Below are 20,426 nucleotides of genomic sequence, written 5' to 3' on the forward strand. Positions count from 1 at the left end.
AACACTATTTACTCAATTCAGTTCCCGTAATTAAAACGCACTTAATGACTAATTATGGTTTTTAAGTTGGCATATGGAACAACTTTCTAAAACTCGTATCATCGCCACGAGAACCCATGCTGGGAGCACGGATGTCTGCTTGCTCCACTCACCTTCTGCGAAACACATCAGGATACGATTATGACCAGCATCGCAACTATTTTGGATAATGCAGGCAGCATTACCGGCCAAGTCCAACACCTCAGCAAAAGTGACGACGACAGCCTTCAACTCAACGGCACATCTGACCCCGGCAACACCGTTCGAATCTACCAAAACGACACACTGATCGGTGAAACCGTCGCTGACCAGAATGGCCAATGGCAGTACACCGCGGATCAGCTCAATGAAGGCAGCCATGGATTCAGTGTCAGCAGTGTTGATGGCTCAGGCGTGGAATCACTTCGCTCTGCGGAATATACGGTCAACGTGGATCAAACAGCGCTGATCGCCAGTGACCTTCAAATCGAAGGTGTAAAAGGTACATTGAGCAGCGGTTCGAGTACCCACAATGGCCACGTCACCATGAGCGGCAGAGCCGAAGAAAACTCACGTGTCGAGATTTTTGATAATGGTCAATTGGTTGGCGAGGTGCAGACCGATGCTAACGGCCTCTGGGAAGTCAAACTCAAACTCGATGACGGTCAACACCAAATCAGTACTGTCGTGGTTGATTCCGCAGGAAACAGCAGCCCGGAATCCATCGCCATTGAACTGGACGTAGACAGTCCTCCCCACGGGGTGGCCAATGGCCAAAATGCCAATTCGCCGCAAGACGTTATCTTACCCCCAAATACGCCGATTCAAGACGGCGGTTTCACCAATGACAATACCCCGATTATCCGTGGCACCGCCACCCCCAATGCAGACGTTACCGTCACCGTAAACGGTGAAACCTACGGTCCCTTTAAGGCCAATGGGCAAGGCAACTGGGAACTGCAAGTCACAACACCGTTGCCCGAGGGCTTATCTGTTTTTAAAGCCCGAGCTGTGAACAGTTTTGGTGAAAGTTTTTCAGCCTACAGTCTCACTATCGACACCGAGGCATCTCCCGCTCCGGTGATCAACAGCGTACTCGATGATGTGGGCCTCTTTCAGGGAAATCTGAATGATCAGGCCCATACCGACGACAATGAAATTACCCTTCAGGGTATGGGAACCGCCGGCGAGTTTATCACCGTCTACGATGGCGGCGTGTTCATTGGTGCCACCCAAGTACAAACCGACGGCAGCTGGACTTTCACCAACAATGCCCCACTGGATGACGGCATCCATAATTTTACCGCTTACACAATTGACGCTGCCGGGAACACCAGCAGCGAAAGCCTCAGTTTTGAAATCACAGTTGATCAATCGGTCGAAGCTCCGATCATTACTCACCTCATCGATGATCAGGGCAATGTCACTGGGGACATTCCAGCGGGCGGCGAAACCGACGATGCACTTCCCGTCATTGCGGGTACCGCTGAGCCCAATGCAGACGTTGCGATCACTCTTAATGGCCAGGCTCTGGCGACGATCACGGCTGATGAGCAAGGTAACTGGACTCTGGCCTTGGTCGATGAGCTCAGTGGCGGAACGCAGACTGTTGTCGCCACCCAAACTGATCGTGCAGGCAATCAAAGTGCACCGTCACAAACGTTCGAGTTCAACGTTAATCTGAATTCAGCGCCCATTGCCAACGATGACAGCTTTACCATTAACCGCACGAGCACGCTCGACGTCCTGGCAAACGATAATGACCCGGATAACGACAACCTCAGCGTTAGCCAAATTATCAGCCAGGGCAATCACGGAACAGCACACATCAATCAATCCGGCGAGCTAGTGTATACGCCCAATGGCAATAACACCCAAACCGTCAGTGACACATTGGTGTATGAAGTCAGCGATGGCCGAGGGGGGGTGTCAACGGCGACCGTCACCCTTCAGGTGTTACCACCCATTGAGGAACCCACCCTTGATCTGCTCGCCAGCAGTGATAGTGGCAAGTTCAACAATGACAATATTACCAACGACACCACGCCAACCTTCACTGGCACCGCCAGTGCGGGCAGCACTGTCGTCTTATTCGCAGACAATACTCAGGTTGGTCAAACGATTGCCGATGCGAATGGGCAATGGACCATCACCAGCAACGGTTTGGCGGACAACAATTATCAATTTCATGTGGTCAGCTCAGACCAAGGCGTAAGTCGCAGCTCGGCCGAGCTGCCGGTACAGATCGATACCGTCGTCGATGCATCTGTCGATGTCGCATCCCAGGGCAATAGCGTTTGGTGGAATACCCCCTCCTCCCGATTCAACAGCCTCTCGGATTTGCGCTTCGAAATTCAAACTAATGAATACGTGGATTACGATATCCAACAAACGAATACTCATTGGTGCTTCGGCTGGCAATTCTTTGGTTTCAATCCTAGGCCTGGCATTACGGCCACAGGCAATACCTCGGCAAACGCTTCCGTTGGCCCGGATGATGCCTCGATTCACGCCCAGGGGCGATTCAACTTCAATGCGACCTTGACAGACTTAGCCGGCAATCAGAAAAGTACCGCCATTAACTCTGTCATTATCGATCCCATCGCTTCCTTGGCGGATGGCGGTTATATCGTGACTTACCTCAAGCTCGCTGAAAATGCTGAAGACGGCTTCGATGTGTACGCCCAACGTTATGATGCAGAAGGTCAGACAGAAAGCGACAGCTTCCGGGTAAACAGTTTTACTCTGAACGATCAAAGCAACTCTGATGTTATCGGCTTGGCCGATGGTGGCTATGTCATCACCTGGCAGTCACGAGACCAGGACGGCGATCTAAATGGCATTTTTGCCCAACGCTACGACGTGAACAATCAAGCGGTTGGTCCTGAAACCCAGATTAATGTCTATAGCGACGAGAACCAGCAACGTCCGGCCATCAGCGACTTAGCGGACGGTGGTTATGTCATCACCTGGATGAGTCACGGCCAGGATGGCAGCGGTGAAGGCGTTTACATGCGAGTTTTCAATGCCGCGGGAGAAGCCATCACTGGTGATGTGCGCGTCACTGAAACTGCAATCGATCACCAGGCCAATCCCAGCATTACAACTCTGAATGACGGACGCTTTGTCGTTTCCTGGGACTCCCCCAATACCGATGGCGCACCACAGTCGATGGCTAGACTGTTCGACAGCAATGGCGATGCCACCGGCCCTGAATTCAGTTTGTCAGAGACCGACACCCCACAATTTCAAACTCACATCAGCGCAAGCGCCGATGGGGGGTTTGTGGTGAGCTGGTTGGCCGTCAGTTCCGAAGGCGAAGCTCAGGTTACGGTTCAACGCTATGATGCAAACGGCAACAGCCTGATGAATCAAGCCATTACTGTGCACAGCTCGGAAAGTGCCTTCAACAGCAAACCTGAAGTGGCCGGTTTGAACAATGGTGACTTTGTTGTGACCTGGACAGCAGAAGATGGCGATCAACTCGGTGTCTTTGCCTCGCGTTACCGCGCCGATGGTTCGGTCATCTTTGAAAACAAACGTATCAACCCACAGGCACAGGGCGTGCAGGCCGAACCTCATATTGTCGCACTGGAAGACGGTGGTTATCTCATCACCTGGGGTGATCAGCAACTTCAAGAGGGACGCGCCTCTGTGTGGGGGCAGCAATTCGATGCTCAAGATAATGCCACAGGCCCAGCGTTTGAAGTCGGTCAGGTTGTCGAACTGGAGCCCGCCTCTGAGCCTGATGCACTACTCGACGATGGTGAATCCCTTCCTACGGTTACCGACGCTGGCCAGGCCAGTGATTCGACAGCTGCGTCCCCCCTTATCGTCAACAATGGTGAAGGGAATATGCTGCCAAGCTCTGAAAGCAATACCGATGTAGCTGAGCTCGAGGGGCTTGATGTACTCGCCGAATTGACCGTAACAAACCTGATCAACATTGATTTAAGCGATGTCTTCATCGATGCTGACTTGAGTTTTAATCGCGGCGCTTTTATCGACACTGGGTCTCAAACAGATCACAGTCTCTCCACCAGCACCTACGATGCGATCTATGAAGCTGGATCAGAACTTGCGGACCTATTGAATCAACAGGTTCTGCAGGCGGATCTGGACTTTATTTAATCTTGATTAAGTCTGGTCCATAAAAAAGGCTGCTCACGCAGCCTTTTTTATGGTGTTTTGGCAGCCTAGCAAGCCAGTTGGGCATCAACATTCAAACCCAAGTCCTTAAAGCGCGCAATTTTATAGCGCAATGTTCTCGGACTGATCCCCAAACGACCTGCAGTATTCTTTTTGCTGCCACCTTCTTGCTTCAAAGTCTGAACAATGATTTCAAATTCCCGGCGCTTTAAATCATCGCCCAACAGCGCGGAATGAAGGTCTTCAGCCACCTCCTCCTTGAGTTCATCCTGAGGAGACATCGCTTCCTCAGGCGTATTCGGCCCAGGGCTGGCTTGCTGTATCGAACATACATTTGAAGGCAGGATATCGGGTTTGGGACTGAATTGATTGGAAAACTCCAAGCCCAAATCTTCCGCTTGAATATCTTTGCCCGCCTGAAGGATCAAAGCCCGCTGCATAACATTATCCAGCTCACGTACGTTTCCAGGCCAAGCGTAAGCCAACATCGCCTCCTGGGCAGAAACTGTCAATTCCATATCATGGCGGTGTTGTTTTTCAGCGTGTTTTTCCAATAACTTGTTGGCCAGAGGAATAATATCTTCCGTTCGGTCGCGCAGTGGCGCCCACTGCAAGGGGAGAACACTGAGACGGTAATACAGATCTTCGCGAAATTTACCTTCGGCAACGTAGTGGCGCATATCGCGGTTTGAGGTTGCGATCACCCGGACATCAAGCTTGATGGTTTTTCGCCCGCCCAAACGCTCCACTTCCTTCTCCTGCAACACTCGCAACAGTTTGGCTTGCAGCCCCAGATCCATTTCGGAAATTTCATCCAGCAGCAACGTGCCACCATTGGCTTGCTCGAACTTTCCGGGAGCAGAACTGGTCGCACCAGTGTAAGCGCCTTTCTCATGGCCAAACAACATTGCTTCGAGCATATTCTCGGGAATGGCCGCACAGTTAATCGCAATAAAAGGGTTGCCCACCCGTGGAGACTGGTCGTGGACATAGCGCGCAAGCACTTCTTTGCCCGTTCCAGATTCGCCAACAATTAAGACAGTTGAATCTGTTTGCGCGACACGACTTGCCAAACGCAACAGCTGTTGACTGGATTCCGATTCCGCAACGGGCGCATCCAATTGAGAACAAGCTGCCCCACGAACGTATTTGGCCACCGTGTCGAGTAACAGCTTCGGCTGAAAAGGCTTCACCAGATAATCAACAGCACCCAGTCGCATCGCTTCGACCGAATCGCTCACACTGGCGTAGGCGGTCACCAACAACATGGGGATGTGGGCATATTGCTGTCGAACCTGAACCAGTAATTCATGACCGGACATCCCGCCCATATTGACGTCCGATACAATCATATGAATATCACTGTGCAACGCCAATTCTTGCAGGGCGCGCTCTGCACTTTCGGCGGCAACTACACGATACTCTGCCATTTCCAGAGTGTCGCAAAGCGCCTCTCGCAGATCCATATCGTCTTCAACTACCAGAATTTTGTGATTATCCATCATAAACTCGCCTGCCTGTTTCAAATTCTTTTCAATCGTTTCAAATCTATTGCGCTCAATGTCGCTAAGCGTTTTGCAAAAGGGGAAGGTGAATGGTTGCGGATACCCCCTGCCCCCGTTCGGAACGCAACTCGAATTGCCCCCCGTGAGCGTTTGCAACCGAATGCACTACGGCTAAACCCAATCCGGTACCATGGGATTTGGTGGTATAAAACAGCTCCTGTACCTTCTGCACATCGGCCTGTTCAATGCCTGGGCCCTGATCGCAAACAGCAATGTAAAGCGCATCCTCTACCACACTGAATTGAACACTCAACTCAGCCCCTTTACCCACCGCTTGAATCGCATTATTGGCCAGATTGAGAATTGCACCTATCAGCGCTTCGCGATTGCAACGTAAATAGCACTCCTGTCCGGCAGGAATAAAATCACAATGTGACTGACTGCTGGCCAATGGTTCTTCCATCGCTTCGCGTACGCCCTGGCACAGGTCATTCAAATCAATCGTGTCGTTCAAGGGCAGTTCACCCTTGGCAAACAACAACATGTCTTGCACTTGTTGCTCCAGATGACTCAGACGCCCCATTAACTTGTTCGCAAACTGATTGCTCTTCTCGGAAGATAACTGCCCTGAAGACAAATGCCCCGCGTACAGCATTGCTGTCGATAAGGGCGTACGAATTTGATGGGCCAACGCCGACACCATACGACCCATCACGGACAAACGCTCATGGCGACTCAACTCGGCCTGGAGTTTGCGCGTTGGAGTTTGATCCGTTAACAGAATGATCTGGCCACCTTCGTCAATGGATGATGTCGCGATACTGAAAAAACGACCATCCCGAGTCGAGACTTCGTGGCCATCATTTTGACGTGGAGAAAAGCAATCCTGAACAATGTCACGCCACAGACGACCATTGATGTCTTCGCCGAGTAACAGAGTCGCAGCTGGGTTGCACTGGCGCACCAGACCCTTATCGTCGAGTACCACCACGCCTCCTGGCAGCACCGACAACAGTGTTTCCAAACGGCTGGCCAATTGCTCCCTCTCAGCCAGCTCCCGTATTCGCTGCTGACTGACACTGTTCAGTTCATCGGTCAGTTCAGTGACCCGGTCTTCGAGCAGTTGGTAGGACTCAGCCAGATGCTGTGACAGCTCATTGAACTGCGTAAAAGCTTCCTGAAGGCGTGCCACATCAGGATTAAAATCAAAGGCAATGTTTGATTTTGCAAGCGCCGAAACATCCAAAGCAGTCGGTGATGGCATCGTGAATTCTTACCCCAAGCAAATATAAACCAGGCGAGGTGTCGGAAAACTGGCGACTCTTCGCAGATACCGGGTTACTGCAAAGCCAGTGCCAATTTAAAAACCGAGCAAGTTAACGTCGGGAAGAACGGGTGCAGCTCGATGAGCTGTACGGCTTAAACGCCTGACTAAAAGCAGAATGTAGAAAGAAAAAAGGCCCGTAAAACGGGCCTTTGAAGTAGGATTCCCAGTAATGTATCAACCGCGCTGCAATCCGTATTTACGCAGTTTCTCAACCAGAGTGGTTCGACGAATGGTCAAACGGTCAGCGGCTCGGGCGACCACGCCGCCAGAGTCGTCCAGAGCCTGCTCAATCAAACTCTTTTCCAGATTGGCCAGATACTCTTTCAAATTAATGCCGCTCTCAGGCAACAGCGTAGTATCGAACATGCTCACCACATTGGTCTGACGGGGCGTCGACTCTTCGGCAATCCCAAAGTCTTCTTCTTCAACCTCGACATGGCGATATTTTGTCGGCAGGTCCTGCACCCCCACAACACCGTACGGGTACATGATGGCCATGCGCTCCACCAAATTCGCCAACTCGCGAACATTGCCAGACCACTGATGGCGGCACAAAGACAGAATCGCCGCCGAGTTAAAGCGAATCGATCCACGATTTTCACTCTCAAGGCGAGAAACCAGTTCATTCAACAGCAGCGGAATATCTTCATCCCGCTCTCGCAGCGATGGCATTTCGATAGGGAACACATTTAAGCGGTAATATAAATCTTCCCGGAAACTGCCTTCTTCAATCATGCTTTCCAAATTACGGTGTGTTGCCGCAATGATACGAACATTGGTCGGGATGCTTTTGTTACCCCCCACACGTTCAAAGGTTCTTTCCTGCAGGACTCGCAGAATCTTAACCTGCATATTCAGTGGCATGTCACCAATTTCATCAAGAAATAAGGTGCCACCTTCAGCCATTTCAAAACGGCCGGCACGTGAACTGATGGCGCCGGTAAACGCCCCTTTTTCATGACCAAACAATTCGCTTTCCAGCAGATCTGGAGGAATTGCACCACAGTTAACTGGCACAAAAGGCTCTTCGCGGCGATCTGAATGGTAATGAAGATTCCGCGCAACCACTTCTTTCCCGGTTCCGGATTCACCGGTGATTAACACCGAAACATCTTTATCGGCCACCTGGGACATCATGGTTCGAACGGTCTGAATTTCTCGAGAAGTGCCGACAAGGCTGCGGAACAAGTGAGAAGGACGCTGGCCATTGGAACTTGACGCCATGCGTTTGGCCTCACGATAGCGCTGGGCACGATGCAAGGTATCCAACAACTGATTGTAAGTGGGCGGCGTGTGGATAGCGGCCACCACACTGTGGCGCAATTCGCTCGGCAAGCCTTCACGCAAAGCTTCCAAATCAGCGGATTTTTTCCCAAGAACAATGATTGGCAGATTTGCATCCCAATCATGAATTTCCTGAATCTGCTCTTGCGCAGGACTGTCGGCCTGGCAATCGCCAAGCAATACGGCCACGAACTCTTCGGCCTGCTCTCCACTGCTGTCGATAAAGGTTCGCCAGCCCGATAAAGACGTGGCAACACTGGGCTCGCCCAAAAAGTCCAATATCACTTTGAGATTGTGGCGTCGCTCCCCATCATCATCAACCACTAACACTTTGATGTCTCGCCACATTGTCTTGCTTCCTCATTACCTACGTACATTTTTTGCCCAATCCGTGGTCACTGTCACATAGTTGACCACGATTACTGCGCAGAAATCATATGGTAATTAATAGTCAATACCTTGGCGGGAGTCAATTAAATGACATGAAAAATCAGTAATTTAAACCTGAGAGCACAAAATCGATGAAAAATACGGCAGCTTTTGAGCAAAAGCCAACCGTATTTAGTTGTTTTGCGCGTTGAGAGCTTCAAAGTTCGCTTTGATAAAATCCAGGGATGAGTTCAACTGAGCAACTAAGGTATCGTAATAGGTAAACTGTCGACTCAAAGAACTGCGGCGGGTTTCCATACGAGTTTCCAACTTCGCTTTCTCTTCAGCAATTTCCTTCAATGAGGCTTGAAACCCGGATTCTTTCTCCGTGAGGAAACCGGTCGTACTCAGTGCCGCCTCAAGAAAACGTTCGGTTTGTTCCGCCAAACCCAAGTTAAAATTCACCGTCCCCCGTTTACCGATGGCGTCACCGGTAATTCGTAAGGCCAGACCGTAGGAATCGTTGCCCTCGGCACCGGTTAAACGCTGGCCGCTGCCTACCGCCGCAACGCCATTGATCGTACCTACAACGTCTTTGCCCGTAAGCACATTGGTTTCACTGCCATCGCTGGCCTTGATTCCGAGGCTACTGGCCATAGCGTCTTCCGCAGCCGTGATTCTAAAGCTGTCCGCATTGCCGAACGCGATATGCAAACCGCCTTCTTGGTTTCCGCCACGGAAACTGACCGTCGCATTACTGCCATCGACACCATTACTGATGCCTGAACTCAGGCCAAAACCATTCAGCCCTGACGTCGCGCTGACGGCGCCCAAGCCCAGCACATCATTGCTGATGCCACTGATAGCAAGGGTTTCTCCATCTGCCGCATTGATGCCTTCAAAGTAAATCTGATTCGATGCGTTTTCCTTAACCACAATATCGCCAGCGGATAAGCCCGCAGTCCCCAGCGCGGCATCCACCTGCGCCTGAATATCGGCTACCAGGGTAGTGGGGCCCGAAGCGGGAACGGTGATACTGCTGAGATCCACATTTACCGGACTGCCACCATTGAGGGTCAAAGTGAGAGCCGCGCCAGTAAAGTCGGTTGTGTTGTCGAATGTGCTGGTATCAACACTACCGGCACTCAAGCTGGCCAGGCGGCCGTCTTGTTTGATGTCAATGCTGCCGCTGTTGCCGACGGTGCTTCCTGTCAGAACCAAATTACCCGATTCCAAAGAGGCGGTAAGAACACCCCCACCCAAGGCTGAATCCAAAGCATCCTGAATGGCTTTCAGGTTGTCATTTTCATCCACTAGTGTGTCGCCATTGAGATCCGTGGTCGCGTCTTGGTTCACCACAATGTCGACATCGGCTCCGCCATCGACGGATACCGTAAAGCCTCGATTGGCCGCACTGAAATCAATCGGACTGGACAAGTCGAAGCTGCCCGCCGATGTTTTCGCGGTCTCACCTGTGCCCGTTTGCGCATTAATAGCATTCTGCACTGCGGTCGCCAACGCCGAACCCGTGGTATAGCTCGCCTGGGCAATTTGCAGATCCGTATAGGTGGTACCATTCAAGCTTAAGCTGAAGGTGTCATTATTGCTGTCAACAACCAGAGGCGTCGCGAGCGTATCCGCACTCGCCAACGCATCCGCTTTTGCTGTAGATGAAACATTGGCATCGATACCCAATGATGACAGGCCGGCATCCGCCGTAAGAATCTGATACGTCTCATCATCGTTAAAGCTGATGGTGAACTGGCCCCCATCCTGCTCACCGCGATAACTGACTGCCGCGACCAGGCCTTTTCCAGAAAGGCTGCTATCAGCGTTGATGGCACTCTGAATAGCGCTTGCCAGACTGTCACCATCGGTATAACTGCCTTGAGCAATTGAAATATCTGCGCTCTCTACACCATCCACTTTCAGCGCGAAAGTGTCGTTACTGCTATCGATCACAACGGCACTGCTGAGATCCGTTGTCGTACTCAAGGCGGTGCTGAGATCCAATGCCCGCGGTCCCTGCCCGGGGGTATACAAGCCTAAATCAGCAGCCATGTTGCTGTCGATGCTATTAAAGGACACCGAAGACTTCGATCCAAAACTGGCCGAGGTCACACTAAAACTGTTGTTGCTGCTATCAAATTCTACCGCAACCGATTTGGCATTATTCTTTAACTTTTCATCCGCATTAATTTGCGTTTGCAGAAGGTTGGCGAGCTCGGTTCCCGTATACGTTCCCTGTGCCAGGCTCATGCTATTAGAGCTGACACCGTCGATGTTAATCGTAAACGTGTCATTCGAGGCATTGATGACATAAGAGCCACCGGCGGTGGCATTCCCCAAAAACTCACCTTGTGTTGCCAGCTCGCTGACCACTACATCGTAATCACCCGACTTGGTTTGATTGTTCCCGCGAATATACTCAACATTAGATGCACCCACGCCTGTAGTACCAAACAATTTTGTTAAGGCTTCCGGGTCGTTTTTGGCATAGTCGGTAAACTTCGTAGAATCAAAACTGATTGTCCCGGTTTTATCGTTGGTTTTAATGCCGATTTCAGCCAGTGAGTTAATACTTCCTTGGGCGCTGGTGGGAATCGCACTGCTTAAAATTCGCTTCAGCTGATTTTCCAAGTTTCGAATACTGGGGTCACCGGTAAAAATGCTGCCACTCTGTTCCTCGACATTGTATGCCGTGAGAGTGTTGGTTAGGGTTTTCAGTTCATTGTAGGACGTTACAAAATCCTGCATACGCTTATTGATGGTTTCCATATCCGCTTCCACGGTTAGGGTCACCGGTTCGCCAATCGAAGTCTGACGCAGGTTTAAGGTCACACCGTTGATCACACCCGTTACCTGGTTGGATTCACGGGTAATTTCCAAACCATTCACTTTCAAGGTGGCATCGACCGCATTGGTCGCGTGAAGCACATTGTCGCTATCCGATTGATTGAAATTGAAATCATCCAGGCCATTATTGGCGTTCTGTGTTTCAATCGTAAAACCGTTTTTCTCACCGGTTTTTTCAGATTCAAACAATAAACGAAAGCCACTGCCCGTATCGATAATCGACGCTCGAACTCCCATGTTGGCAGAGTTGATGGCATCACGAACACCCGCAAGCGTGTGGTTCCCAGAATTAATCGTAATGCTCTTGCTCGCCTGGGCGCTGTCCTGGATAAAATTATCAAAGCTGGTCACGCTTTTATCCGCCGCGACGGTGGTTTCCACTTCTCCAAATTTAAAGACCAGAGTGCCCTGCCCTACGACATCGTTCAGGCTGTCGTAGGTTTTTGAAGCAAGAGTTTGTGCTCGCGCGAGCTGGGTAGTTTCAACATTGTAAACACCTGCGCTGGCCAAACTACTCGCTGTTGCGGTTAATTTAGCGGTATCACTACTGGAGGTTGTATTGGTTTCAAAGGAGGAAGCCAGTGTCAGGGAACTCACCGCTGACTGAAGGCTGGATACTGCACTTTTGACATTACCCAGTTCGGAAATTTTGGTTTCGAGATCAACCTTCTCGGTATCCAGGCGCTTATCGGTCGGGCTCCGTTCAGCCTCGATCAATTGATCGATCAAATCGTTATTAAGAACGCCGGATCCCACACCTACGGATGAAATACTGGCCATGTCTAACTCCCCGAATACCGAGCGATATTCCTATCGTTGATTTTGTATGGCGTTAACCGCGACAAGCCCCTTATGTCGGGGCTTATCACTGAAAACAGACCCTGCCGGGCCATAGACTGTGCAACTCAGGGCTTTGATGAACCCCTTGCCCTGTTGCCTTGTGGGCAATCTAGGCATGAGCGCTGAACAGTCTTATCGGCTCTTCCTCATTCAATTTTCGGGCCAAGTCCAGAGCAACATCATCGGGTAACTGACGAATCACCTTTGAGGTATTACTGTCGATCACCGTGATAACCGTACGCCCTGTGCTCTCATCCATTGAAAACTGCAACTCTCGCTTACTGGACTGCACATAATCATTTAAACGAGAGACCGCTTGCGCTAAATCCTTTTGTACAGACTCACTATGGTTAACGGCCTCCTTGACGATTTCTGCAGCTTCAGTGTTAACAGGAGGCAAATCTTTGCCGCCACTGGTCGGTTTTTCCACCGGCGTAACGGCTGAAGTGCTCCTGGGTATTGCCGAATGAGGGGTTTGCACTTCGTTCATAGCCTATTCCTCAGTTATTTTGCTGGGTGTCGAGAGTCTCAACGAGTAAACGTGAAGACTCCCACCTCCAATTGCCAGAGTTACTGGAGCAATGACAGCACTTGTTGAGGCAAGGCATTGGCCTGTGCCAGGATCGATGTACCCGCTTGTTGAAGCACTCGGGTACGCGATAGCTCAGCAGTTTCTGCGGCAAAATCCGCATCGCGAATTCGCGAATTGGACGAAGTAAGATTTTCCGCATTCACCTGCAGATTTTTCACTGTGGTTTCAAAACGATTTTGAATGGCACCGAGGTCTGCACGTTGGGCATTAACGGTATCCAAAGCATTATCAATCGCCGTCAGTGCTGCATTCGCGCCTTCAACACTCGTCAGGTCGATATCCTTCAGAAAGGTACCGTCTTCACCACCACCAAATGAACCCGCTGTAAAACCCAGCTCATTCAACTTGGTGCTGCCATTGATTCCCGCACCCACTTCGATATCACCAGCACCGGTTAAGGTCACCGTGGAATACGTGGTTTCAGCGACGGCATCAGCATCGGCCTTCGTACCGCCCGCAGTGGTAATATCCGATGAGGAAATACCACTCGAACCACCCAGACCGAAATCTGTCGCCACAGCACCTGTCCCGCCGGCGTTGGTATCGAAAGCCAGAACAATATTGCGTCCGTCTTCGGCCGTTAAGGTCAAACTCTCACCATTGTCCGTTGCCAGAACCCCGGTTTGCCCGCTCACCTTGTTAATTTGTTCAAGCGCATGAGCTCGGTTGGACCCCTGGTCGGTCTGCACGGTAAGAGAGACCTCCACGCCATTTACCCAAACGGCGGCAGTATTTCCTGAGGTGCCGACCGTTGTACTGGAACCACCCACAAATTCAGTACTGTTGACATTCGCCGTGACGCCCGTTTCACCGGTGGATTTATTGATTGCCGCTGCAATTGAAATGCCGGAGGCGTTCTTCGAAGAGCTGGAAGCATCGGCATACGAGGCCGTATCATCTCCCGCTTGTGCCGCCTTAATCGCAACGTTATTGATGACCAGGTCGCCTGCATCCAGATCACGATCCGGTGCCGCAACCGTACCGGCTGGCACGGCATCTGCACCAGCGGTATACGATGTGATGCCGGCCGCTTGTGCAGCCGCGCCGTTACCTGCAGACGCCGTAATGGCCAAGGTTGATGTCACACCTGTGGTGCTCGACGTAAAGGTAAACAAACCATCTGCGGCGCCGGCGCCATTCACGGGCGTCAATGTACCGCCCGAGAGTCCGACCAGATCCGCCAGAATCGCGGCATTGTCAGTGTTCGTCGCTTCCGTGAAGGTCCAAACCTGGGACGCGCCATCAATTTCCACGGTCAACGTGTGAGGCCCTCCGACATCGTTCCCGCTGAGGAAACTCGACAGGTCAACCTGGCCCGTCGCTGCCGTAGCGGGTGTTGCCGGTGTCGACACGGACGGTGTTCCCGTTTTCGCTGAAGAACTTACCGCACTGACACCTGGAGAATAATCCCCTTTCGATAAACCGGCGTTCGCGAGATTGCCATTTCCTGTTCCATTACCGCCATCAACACCAATCACTTTGGTATCGCCTTCTGCCACCAGGGTAAACCCGCCTTCATAGGTCGCCCCCGCTGCCAGGCCTGTGTTTTCAGCGGTTAAACCGCCTGCACCGAAATCCAACTGAATATTGCGCCCATCAGCCGCTTCGAGCGTCACCCCTGTCGCTGCATCATCGGTATTAATTGCTTTAACGCCGGTTTGTTCAGAAACAGCATTGATTGCGGATGCGACCGCGGCTCGCGTTGTTGCGGCATCACCGGTTGTGTCTACTTGAATTGACACCCCGTTGAGCGTCAAACTTTGGCCTGTTAAGGCTCCAGCGGTTTGAACAGAACCTGCCACGGTATTTTCATCTACCACCGCCCGAATACCGGTTTGATCAGAATGCTTATTGATTGCTGCCACTTTAGCAATCGCGGAAGCTCCGGCATTATCAGTCGACGCATCATCGTCGGCTGCTGATGAAGAGGAAATGGTAATTCCGTTGAGAATCAAATCACCGTTGCCCAATGCGGAATCTGTACCGACAGCTGACACACCGGATTGATCCGAAACGCCTAACTTGTCTGCACTCAAGTCGGCAACTTGAACATCAATGGTTTCTCCCGCATTGGCACCTACCTGAAATTTAGTATCGAAAGTACCGTTCAACAATTTCTGGCCATTAAAGTTGGTTTCTTTCGCTGTGCGAGTAATCTCGGCGATCATCTGCTGCGCTTCGGCATTCAGTGCCTCACGGTCAGACACAGAGTTGGTACCATTCGCCGCCTGCAACGCCAGCTCACGTATACGCTGTAGGGATTCGGTCATAGTCCCTAACGCACCTTCAGCCGTTTGAGCTAGGGAAATGCCATCACCCGAATTGCGAATGGCGACTGCCAAACCTTGGGTTTGAGAGGAAAAACGTGTGGAAATCGCAAGCCCTGCGGCATCGTCCTTCGCGCTGTTAATGCGCAAACCTGAAGATAGGCGCTGCATGGCCTCGGCCTGTGCACCCTGCGACTTGTTTAAATTACGTTGCGCCATCAAAGACGCCATATTGGTATTAATGATCGAAGCCATAACAAACACCTTTGTCTAAAAAAGGCGTACACGCAAACGCGAGCACGCAACCCATTTACATCCGATTCTCTTGGTTTGGCGGCCTAGATCGTTGAAAATTTAGGCGGCCAATAAACCATTCATCGGATGAAACAGGTCACGTTCTCTAAAGAATTTTTATTTCAAGTGTTTAAATAGATTTTTGAATCGGTGTTTGTTACGGCTAACAAAATATTTAATCGCTTGAAATTTATGACTTTTATCGAACTGCTGTATCGCTAAATGTCTTTATTAAAAATCCTCTTTTCGGGTTTGAAAAACCGTTTAACTTTTTTCGCCTTGCTTGCCAGGTCAGCCAAATAAATTCAGCTGACCTGTCAGTTTATGCGTGAGCACTAAAAAGTTTTAGCGGCTCCTCATGGTTTAGTTTCTTTGCCAAATCTAAAACCACTTGATCCGGCAGCTGGCGAATGACTTCGGATGTGTAGCGATCAGTTACCGTAATGACGGTTTGACCGGTTTCTTCATCCATGGAAAATTTCAAATCTCGTTGAGTGGACTGCACATAATCATTCAAACGAGAAACGGCCTTTTCCAAGTCCTGCTGTACCGACTCTGAACTGGGCGCTGCCTGTTCAATGGAAGGTTCAGCAGACACCTGAGTGTGAACACCAGCATTACTCGCTACAGACTTCTGAATCGTTTCGCTGGGCTTAACACTCAGAGAACTTGCTGTATAAGAGGTTTGCATATCGTTCATAATTTCATCCTCAGGCCGCTGCTTGGTTAGGGGAGCGTATAACTCCCCCTTCCTCTAGGTTACCTACCCCGATATTACTGGAGCAGTGACAACACCTGGTTTGGCAGGGCGTTGGCCTGGGCCAAGATAGAGGTACCCGCCTGCTGCAGAACTCGAGCTCGGGACAACTCAGCCGTTTCAGCGGCAAAGTCAGCGTCACGAATTCGGGAGTTCGACGCCGTCAGGTTCTCAGCGTTCACCTGCAGGTTCTTCACGGTGGTTTCAAAACGGTTTTGAATCGCACCCAGGTCTGCACGTTGAGCGTTTACGGTATCCAAAGCGTTATCGATTGCCGTCAGTGCAGCGTTCGCACCGTCGACCGTAGTCAGATCGATATCTTTCAGGAAAGTACCGTCTTCACCGCCACCGAAGTTACCGGCGGTAAAGCCCAACTCATCCAAAGCGGTACTGCCGTTGATTCCCGCACCCACCTCGATATCACCAGCACCGGTTAGGGTTACCGTTGAGTAGGTCGTAACCGCCGCCGCATCGGCATCGGTTTTACTTGCCAGGTCAGAGGATGAAATATCGCTACCACCTAAACCAAAGTGCGCTGCGGTTACACCGTCAGCAGGAGTCGTATCATTAGTATCGAAAGCCAATACAATGTTGCGACCATCAGCTGCCGTCAAAGTCAGGCTCTCGCCGTTATCAGCTGCAGTAACGCCTGTCTGACCAGACACTTTGTTGATCTGCTCCAAGGCATGGGCACGACTTGAACCGGCGTCAGCCTGAATAGTCAAGCTAACCTCAACACCATTCACCCATACCGCACCGGTGTTACCCACACCGCCTGCAGAACCGGCTGCCGCTGGTGCGGTGGTGCTGGAACCACCCACAAACTCAGTAGCATTCACTTCAGCCGAAACGCCTGTCTCGCCGGTAGACTTATTGATCGCCGCAGCAATGGAAATGCCGGAAGCTTGTTTGGAAGAACTCGCTGCATCAGCGTAGGAAGCGGTATCATCACCAGCTTGCGCAGCTTTAATCGCAACGTTGTTGATCACAAGATCACCGGCATCCAAATCCCGGTCAGAAGGACCAACCAAGTCTGCACCAGCCGTGTACCCAGTGATTGCAGTACCCGCACCGTTACCAGCCGTTGCACCCGTTGCCAATGTGGAAGTAGCACCGGTTGAGCTGGATGTAATGGTAAACAAACCATCCTGCGCAGCACCGCCGTTAACTGCGGTTAAGGTTATGCCACTCTGGCCAGCCAAATCAGCAATAATGTCATCATTGTCCGCACCCGCACCGGACAAATCCGCATCAAATGTCCAAGTCTGGTCTGCTCCATCTACCGTTACTACTACGGTGTGAGGGCCACCACCGGAGTTATCTGCCAGGAAGTTGGACAAATCGATTGTGCCCGTAGCAGCCGTAGCAGCGGTACCCACATCACCTGTTTTAGCAGAAGCACTTACTGCACTTACGCCAGGAGTGTATTCACCTTTGGCTAAACCCGCATTGGCAATGTCGCCATTACCCGTGCCATTACCACCATCAATATCAATGGTTTTCGTGTCACCTTCAGCGATCAGGGTAAAACCACCCTCATAAGTGCCACCTGCAGCCAAGCCTGTATTTGCAGCGGTTAAACCACCCGCCCCGAAGTCCAGTTCAATATTACGACCATCAGCAGCTTGCAAAGTAACGCCTGTTGCCGCATCTTCAGTATCAACAGCCTTAACACCAGTTTGCTCCGAGACAGCGTTTATTGCGGAAGCCACTGCAGCACGAGTAGTCGCTGCGTCACCGGTAGTATCGACCTGAATAGAGACGCCATTTAAAGTCAAGCTCTGACCGGTAATGGCAGCCGCTGTTTGTACAGAACCTGCCACATTGTTTTCATCTACAACAGCTCTCACACCGGTTTCATCAGTGTGCTTGTTAATTGCGGCTGCTTTAGCAATCGCGGAAGCACCGGCGTTATCAGTTGAGGCATCGTCATCAGCAGCGGAAGAAGTGGAAATTGAGACGCCGTTGATAATCAAATCACCGTTACCCAATGCTGAGTCAGTACCGACAGCAGAGACACCTGCCTGGTCCGATACACCCAGCTTGTCAACGCTCAAGTCTGAAACCTGAACATCGATGGTCTCACCACCGTTGGCGCCTACCTGGAATTTTGTATCGAAGGTGCCATCTAACAGCTTCTGGCCGTTAAAGTTGGTTTCTTTTGCGGTACGTGTGATTTCAGCGATCATTTGCTGAGCTTCTGCGTTCAGAGCTTCACGGTCAGAAGCGGAGTTCGTACCGTTCGCTGCCTGCAGAGCGAGTTCACGTACACGCTGCAAAGATTCTGTCATGGTACCCAAAGCACCTTCAGCGGTTTGTGCCAAAGAGATACCATCACCCGAGTTACGGATTGCCACCGCCAAACCCTGGGTCTGTGAAGAGAAGCGAGTGGAAATTGCCAAACCTGCAGCATCATCCTTTGCGCTGTTAATTCGTAGACCTGAAGACAGGCGCTGCATGGCATCCGCTTGAGCACCTTGGGCGCTACTCAAGTTACGTTGCGCTGTCAGCGACGCCATATTTGTATTAATAACCGAAGCCATATCATTACTCCTTAGAGATTACCTGCGCTCCTGCCTAAGCAAGCTCGCGACCTTTATGATCAAGATGCTCAATCGTGCATTCTGACGAAGATGATTGTTCAATCTTTGATACTTCCGAAATTGGAAAATCACCGGTTGCACAATCTGTACCAAAGCTGGCACCTGCATCCTGATCCATATTTGCCAAAGCAAAATGTTTCAATGGTCTTAACGGCAGTAGGGGGAAATGCTTTAACGGGATATTGACCGCTTGTCGCGTTTTTAAACAGAGAACCCATAAAGGTCAGGGTTTCTATAGAGAAGAATGAAACAATAAGATTTCGGAAAAATCGCCTGATATCGCTTGAGGCCTTTATATACCAGGCTATCAGCCTGGTGCTGCAATCATTGATCTGCCATAAATCGCAGTAGCCAGTTCCGCCAAGGCAATAATCGAGGTTTCTATATATAGACAATAAAAATTTGTTTGTCACATTTTCCGTCGCTATTTTTCATGATCGCCTGCTGTGTGCATAAGCCCGAGCACTTACCCTTGGAAATCTCTCGCCTTATATCAAGGAAGCGAGAATGAGGCGCATCAGGATGATGCAAAAAAATACCCACGCCTTTTGAGGAAATACAGAAAAAAAGCCCAAATATTAACAAGCTACGGCAACCCACTTCCGCTCTCGGGGTTGCCGCTGTGCGAAAATTTGCCGCTCGACCAACGGCAGATAAATTTACAGGATTTTGCTAAAGCCACCCTGCCCCTGGCCGAAAACATTTACATAATACTTCTGTGCGATGGCGCATCGTTAAAAACAAACGGGGTTTACTATGTTTTACGGTTCAGGTTCTGCAGCAGCGCAATATCAGCGAAATAATAGCTATAGCGCATTGGATGCATCGCCACATAAATTGATCAGCCTGCTTATGGGAGGTGCTCTTGATCGCCTGGCGAAAGCCAAAGGTCATGCAGAGCGCGGGGAACACGAGCAGCGTAGCCGCTTTATTGGAAAGGCTACTGAAATGATTGACTGTCTTCGTGAATCATTGGATCACAAGCATAATCCGGACATGACCCGAGATCTTGAGCAACTGTATGACTACATGACCTTTCGTTTATTCAGCGCCAATGCCGAAAATAATCCGGCAATGATTGAGGAAGTGTACAGTTTGCTTCATGGCATTTACGCCGCCTGGCAGGAAATCGATGCCTAAGGCTGGCCTGTTATTTGCTAACTCGCTATTTGCTAGATCAACACTTGCTTTAACCGGCAGTGAAAAAGGACAGCACCGTGGAACAGAATTTAGGGCACAATGCCCCAGCACACAAAGACAGGACTTTTATGAGCGCTATTCGCAATCTGCGCCTGGCTATTATTGATGCCGCGCAAGAAGAAAGCTGGAATCAACTCCTCGATATTGACCAGCAGCTGAGGACGATCCTGGAAGGGGGTCAAATTGCTGGACAGGGTGCAGCGACCGAACAAGACATCCTTGAGCTTGGACGCATTCTGGAATGCTATCAATCGGTCATTGAAGATTTGAAAGAGCGTCAACAAGATTTGAGCAAGCAGGCGGATGCCCTCAATAAGGCCAAACGTGGAGCCATCAGTTATTTGAGTGTCGCGAAATAATACGTG

At 50.7% G+C, this 20,426-nt stretch carries 11 protein-coding genes; 3 read left to right on the forward strand and 8 right to left on the reverse strand.

The window, feature by feature from the left end:
* Positions 1-180: 180 nt before the first annotated feature.
* Entirely contained in the window at positions 181-4,149 is a 3,969-nt protein-coding gene (locus ABWW03_RS13615) for an Ig-like domain-containing protein (RefSeq protein ID WP_353408967.1), read from the forward strand.
* A 65-nt stretch (positions 4,150-4,214) separates the two neighbouring features.
* Here ABWW03_RS13615 and ABWW03_RS13620 read toward each other — a convergent pair whose 3' ends face one another.
* The 8 genes from ABWW03_RS13620 to ABWW03_RS13655 form a co-directional block, all read right to left on the reverse strand.
* Complete coding sequence (locus ABWW03_RS13620; RefSeq protein ID WP_353408969.1) at positions 4,215-5,672, reverse strand: sigma-54-dependent transcriptional regulator; 1,458 nt, start codon at positions 5,670-5,672, stop codon at positions 4,215-4,217.
* Between the two features lie 61 nt (positions 5,673-5,733).
* On the reverse strand, positions 5,734-6,936 hold the full coding sequence (locus tag ABWW03_RS13625) for a sensor histidine kinase (RefSeq protein ID WP_353408971.1): 1,203 nt from the start codon (positions 6,934-6,936) through the stop codon (positions 5,734-5,736).
* A gap of 237 nt (positions 6,937-7,173) precedes the next feature.
* Positions 7,174-8,631 carry a sigma-54-dependent transcriptional regulator gene (locus tag ABWW03_RS13630; protein WP_353408973.1) on the reverse strand — a complete coding sequence of 486 codons (1,458 nt, stop codon included), beginning with the start codon at positions 8,629-8,631 and terminating at the stop codon, positions 7,174-7,176.
* A 213-nt stretch (positions 8,632-8,844) separates the two neighbouring features.
* Entirely contained in the window at positions 8,845-12,288 is a 3,444-nt protein-coding gene (gene fliD, locus ABWW03_RS13635; RefSeq protein ID WP_353408975.1) for a flagellar filament capping protein FliD, read from the reverse strand.
* Between the two features lie 169 nt (positions 12,289-12,457).
* A complete protein-coding gene (locus ABWW03_RS13640; RefSeq protein WP_353408977.1) occupies positions 12,458-12,838 on the reverse strand; it encodes a flagellar protein FlaG in 381 nt (126 codons plus the stop codon).
* Between the two features lie 80 nt (positions 12,839-12,918).
* Positions 12,919-15,462 carry a flagellin gene (locus ABWW03_RS13645; protein ID WP_353408979.1) on the reverse strand — a complete coding sequence of 848 codons (2,544 nt, stop codon included), beginning with the start codon at positions 15,460-15,462 and terminating at the stop codon, positions 12,919-12,921.
* 361 nt (positions 15,463-15,823) lie between these two features.
* On the reverse strand, positions 15,824-16,201 hold the full coding sequence (locus tag ABWW03_RS13650; RefSeq protein ID WP_353408981.1) for a flagellar protein FlaG: 378 nt from the start codon (positions 16,199-16,201) through the stop codon (positions 15,824-15,826).
* A 74-nt stretch (positions 16,202-16,275) separates the two neighbouring features.
* A complete protein-coding gene (locus ABWW03_RS13655) occupies positions 16,276-18,801 on the reverse strand; it encodes a flagellin (protein ID WP_353408983.1) in 2,526 nt (841 codons plus the stop codon).
* Between the two features lie 816 nt (positions 18,802-19,617).
* On the opposite strand from ABWW03_RS13655, the gene fliS reads away from it, so the two are divergent.
* Complete coding sequence (gene fliS / locus ABWW03_RS13660; RefSeq protein WP_353408985.1) at positions 19,618-20,001, forward strand: flagellar export chaperone FliS; 384 nt, start codon at positions 19,618-19,620, stop codon at positions 19,999-20,001.
* A 77-nt stretch (positions 20,002-20,078) separates the two neighbouring features.
* Entirely contained in the window at positions 20,079-20,420 is a 342-nt protein-coding gene (locus ABWW03_RS13665) for a hypothetical protein (RefSeq protein ID WP_353408987.1), read from the forward strand.
* Positions 20,421-20,426: the final 6 nt, after the last annotated feature.

Origin of the sequence: Pseudoteredinibacter isoporae (genome assembly GCF_040372805.1) — a bacterium.
GTDB lineage: Bacteria > Pseudomonadota > Gammaproteobacteria > Pseudomonadales > Cellvibrionaceae > Pseudoteredinibacter > Pseudoteredinibacter isoporae_A.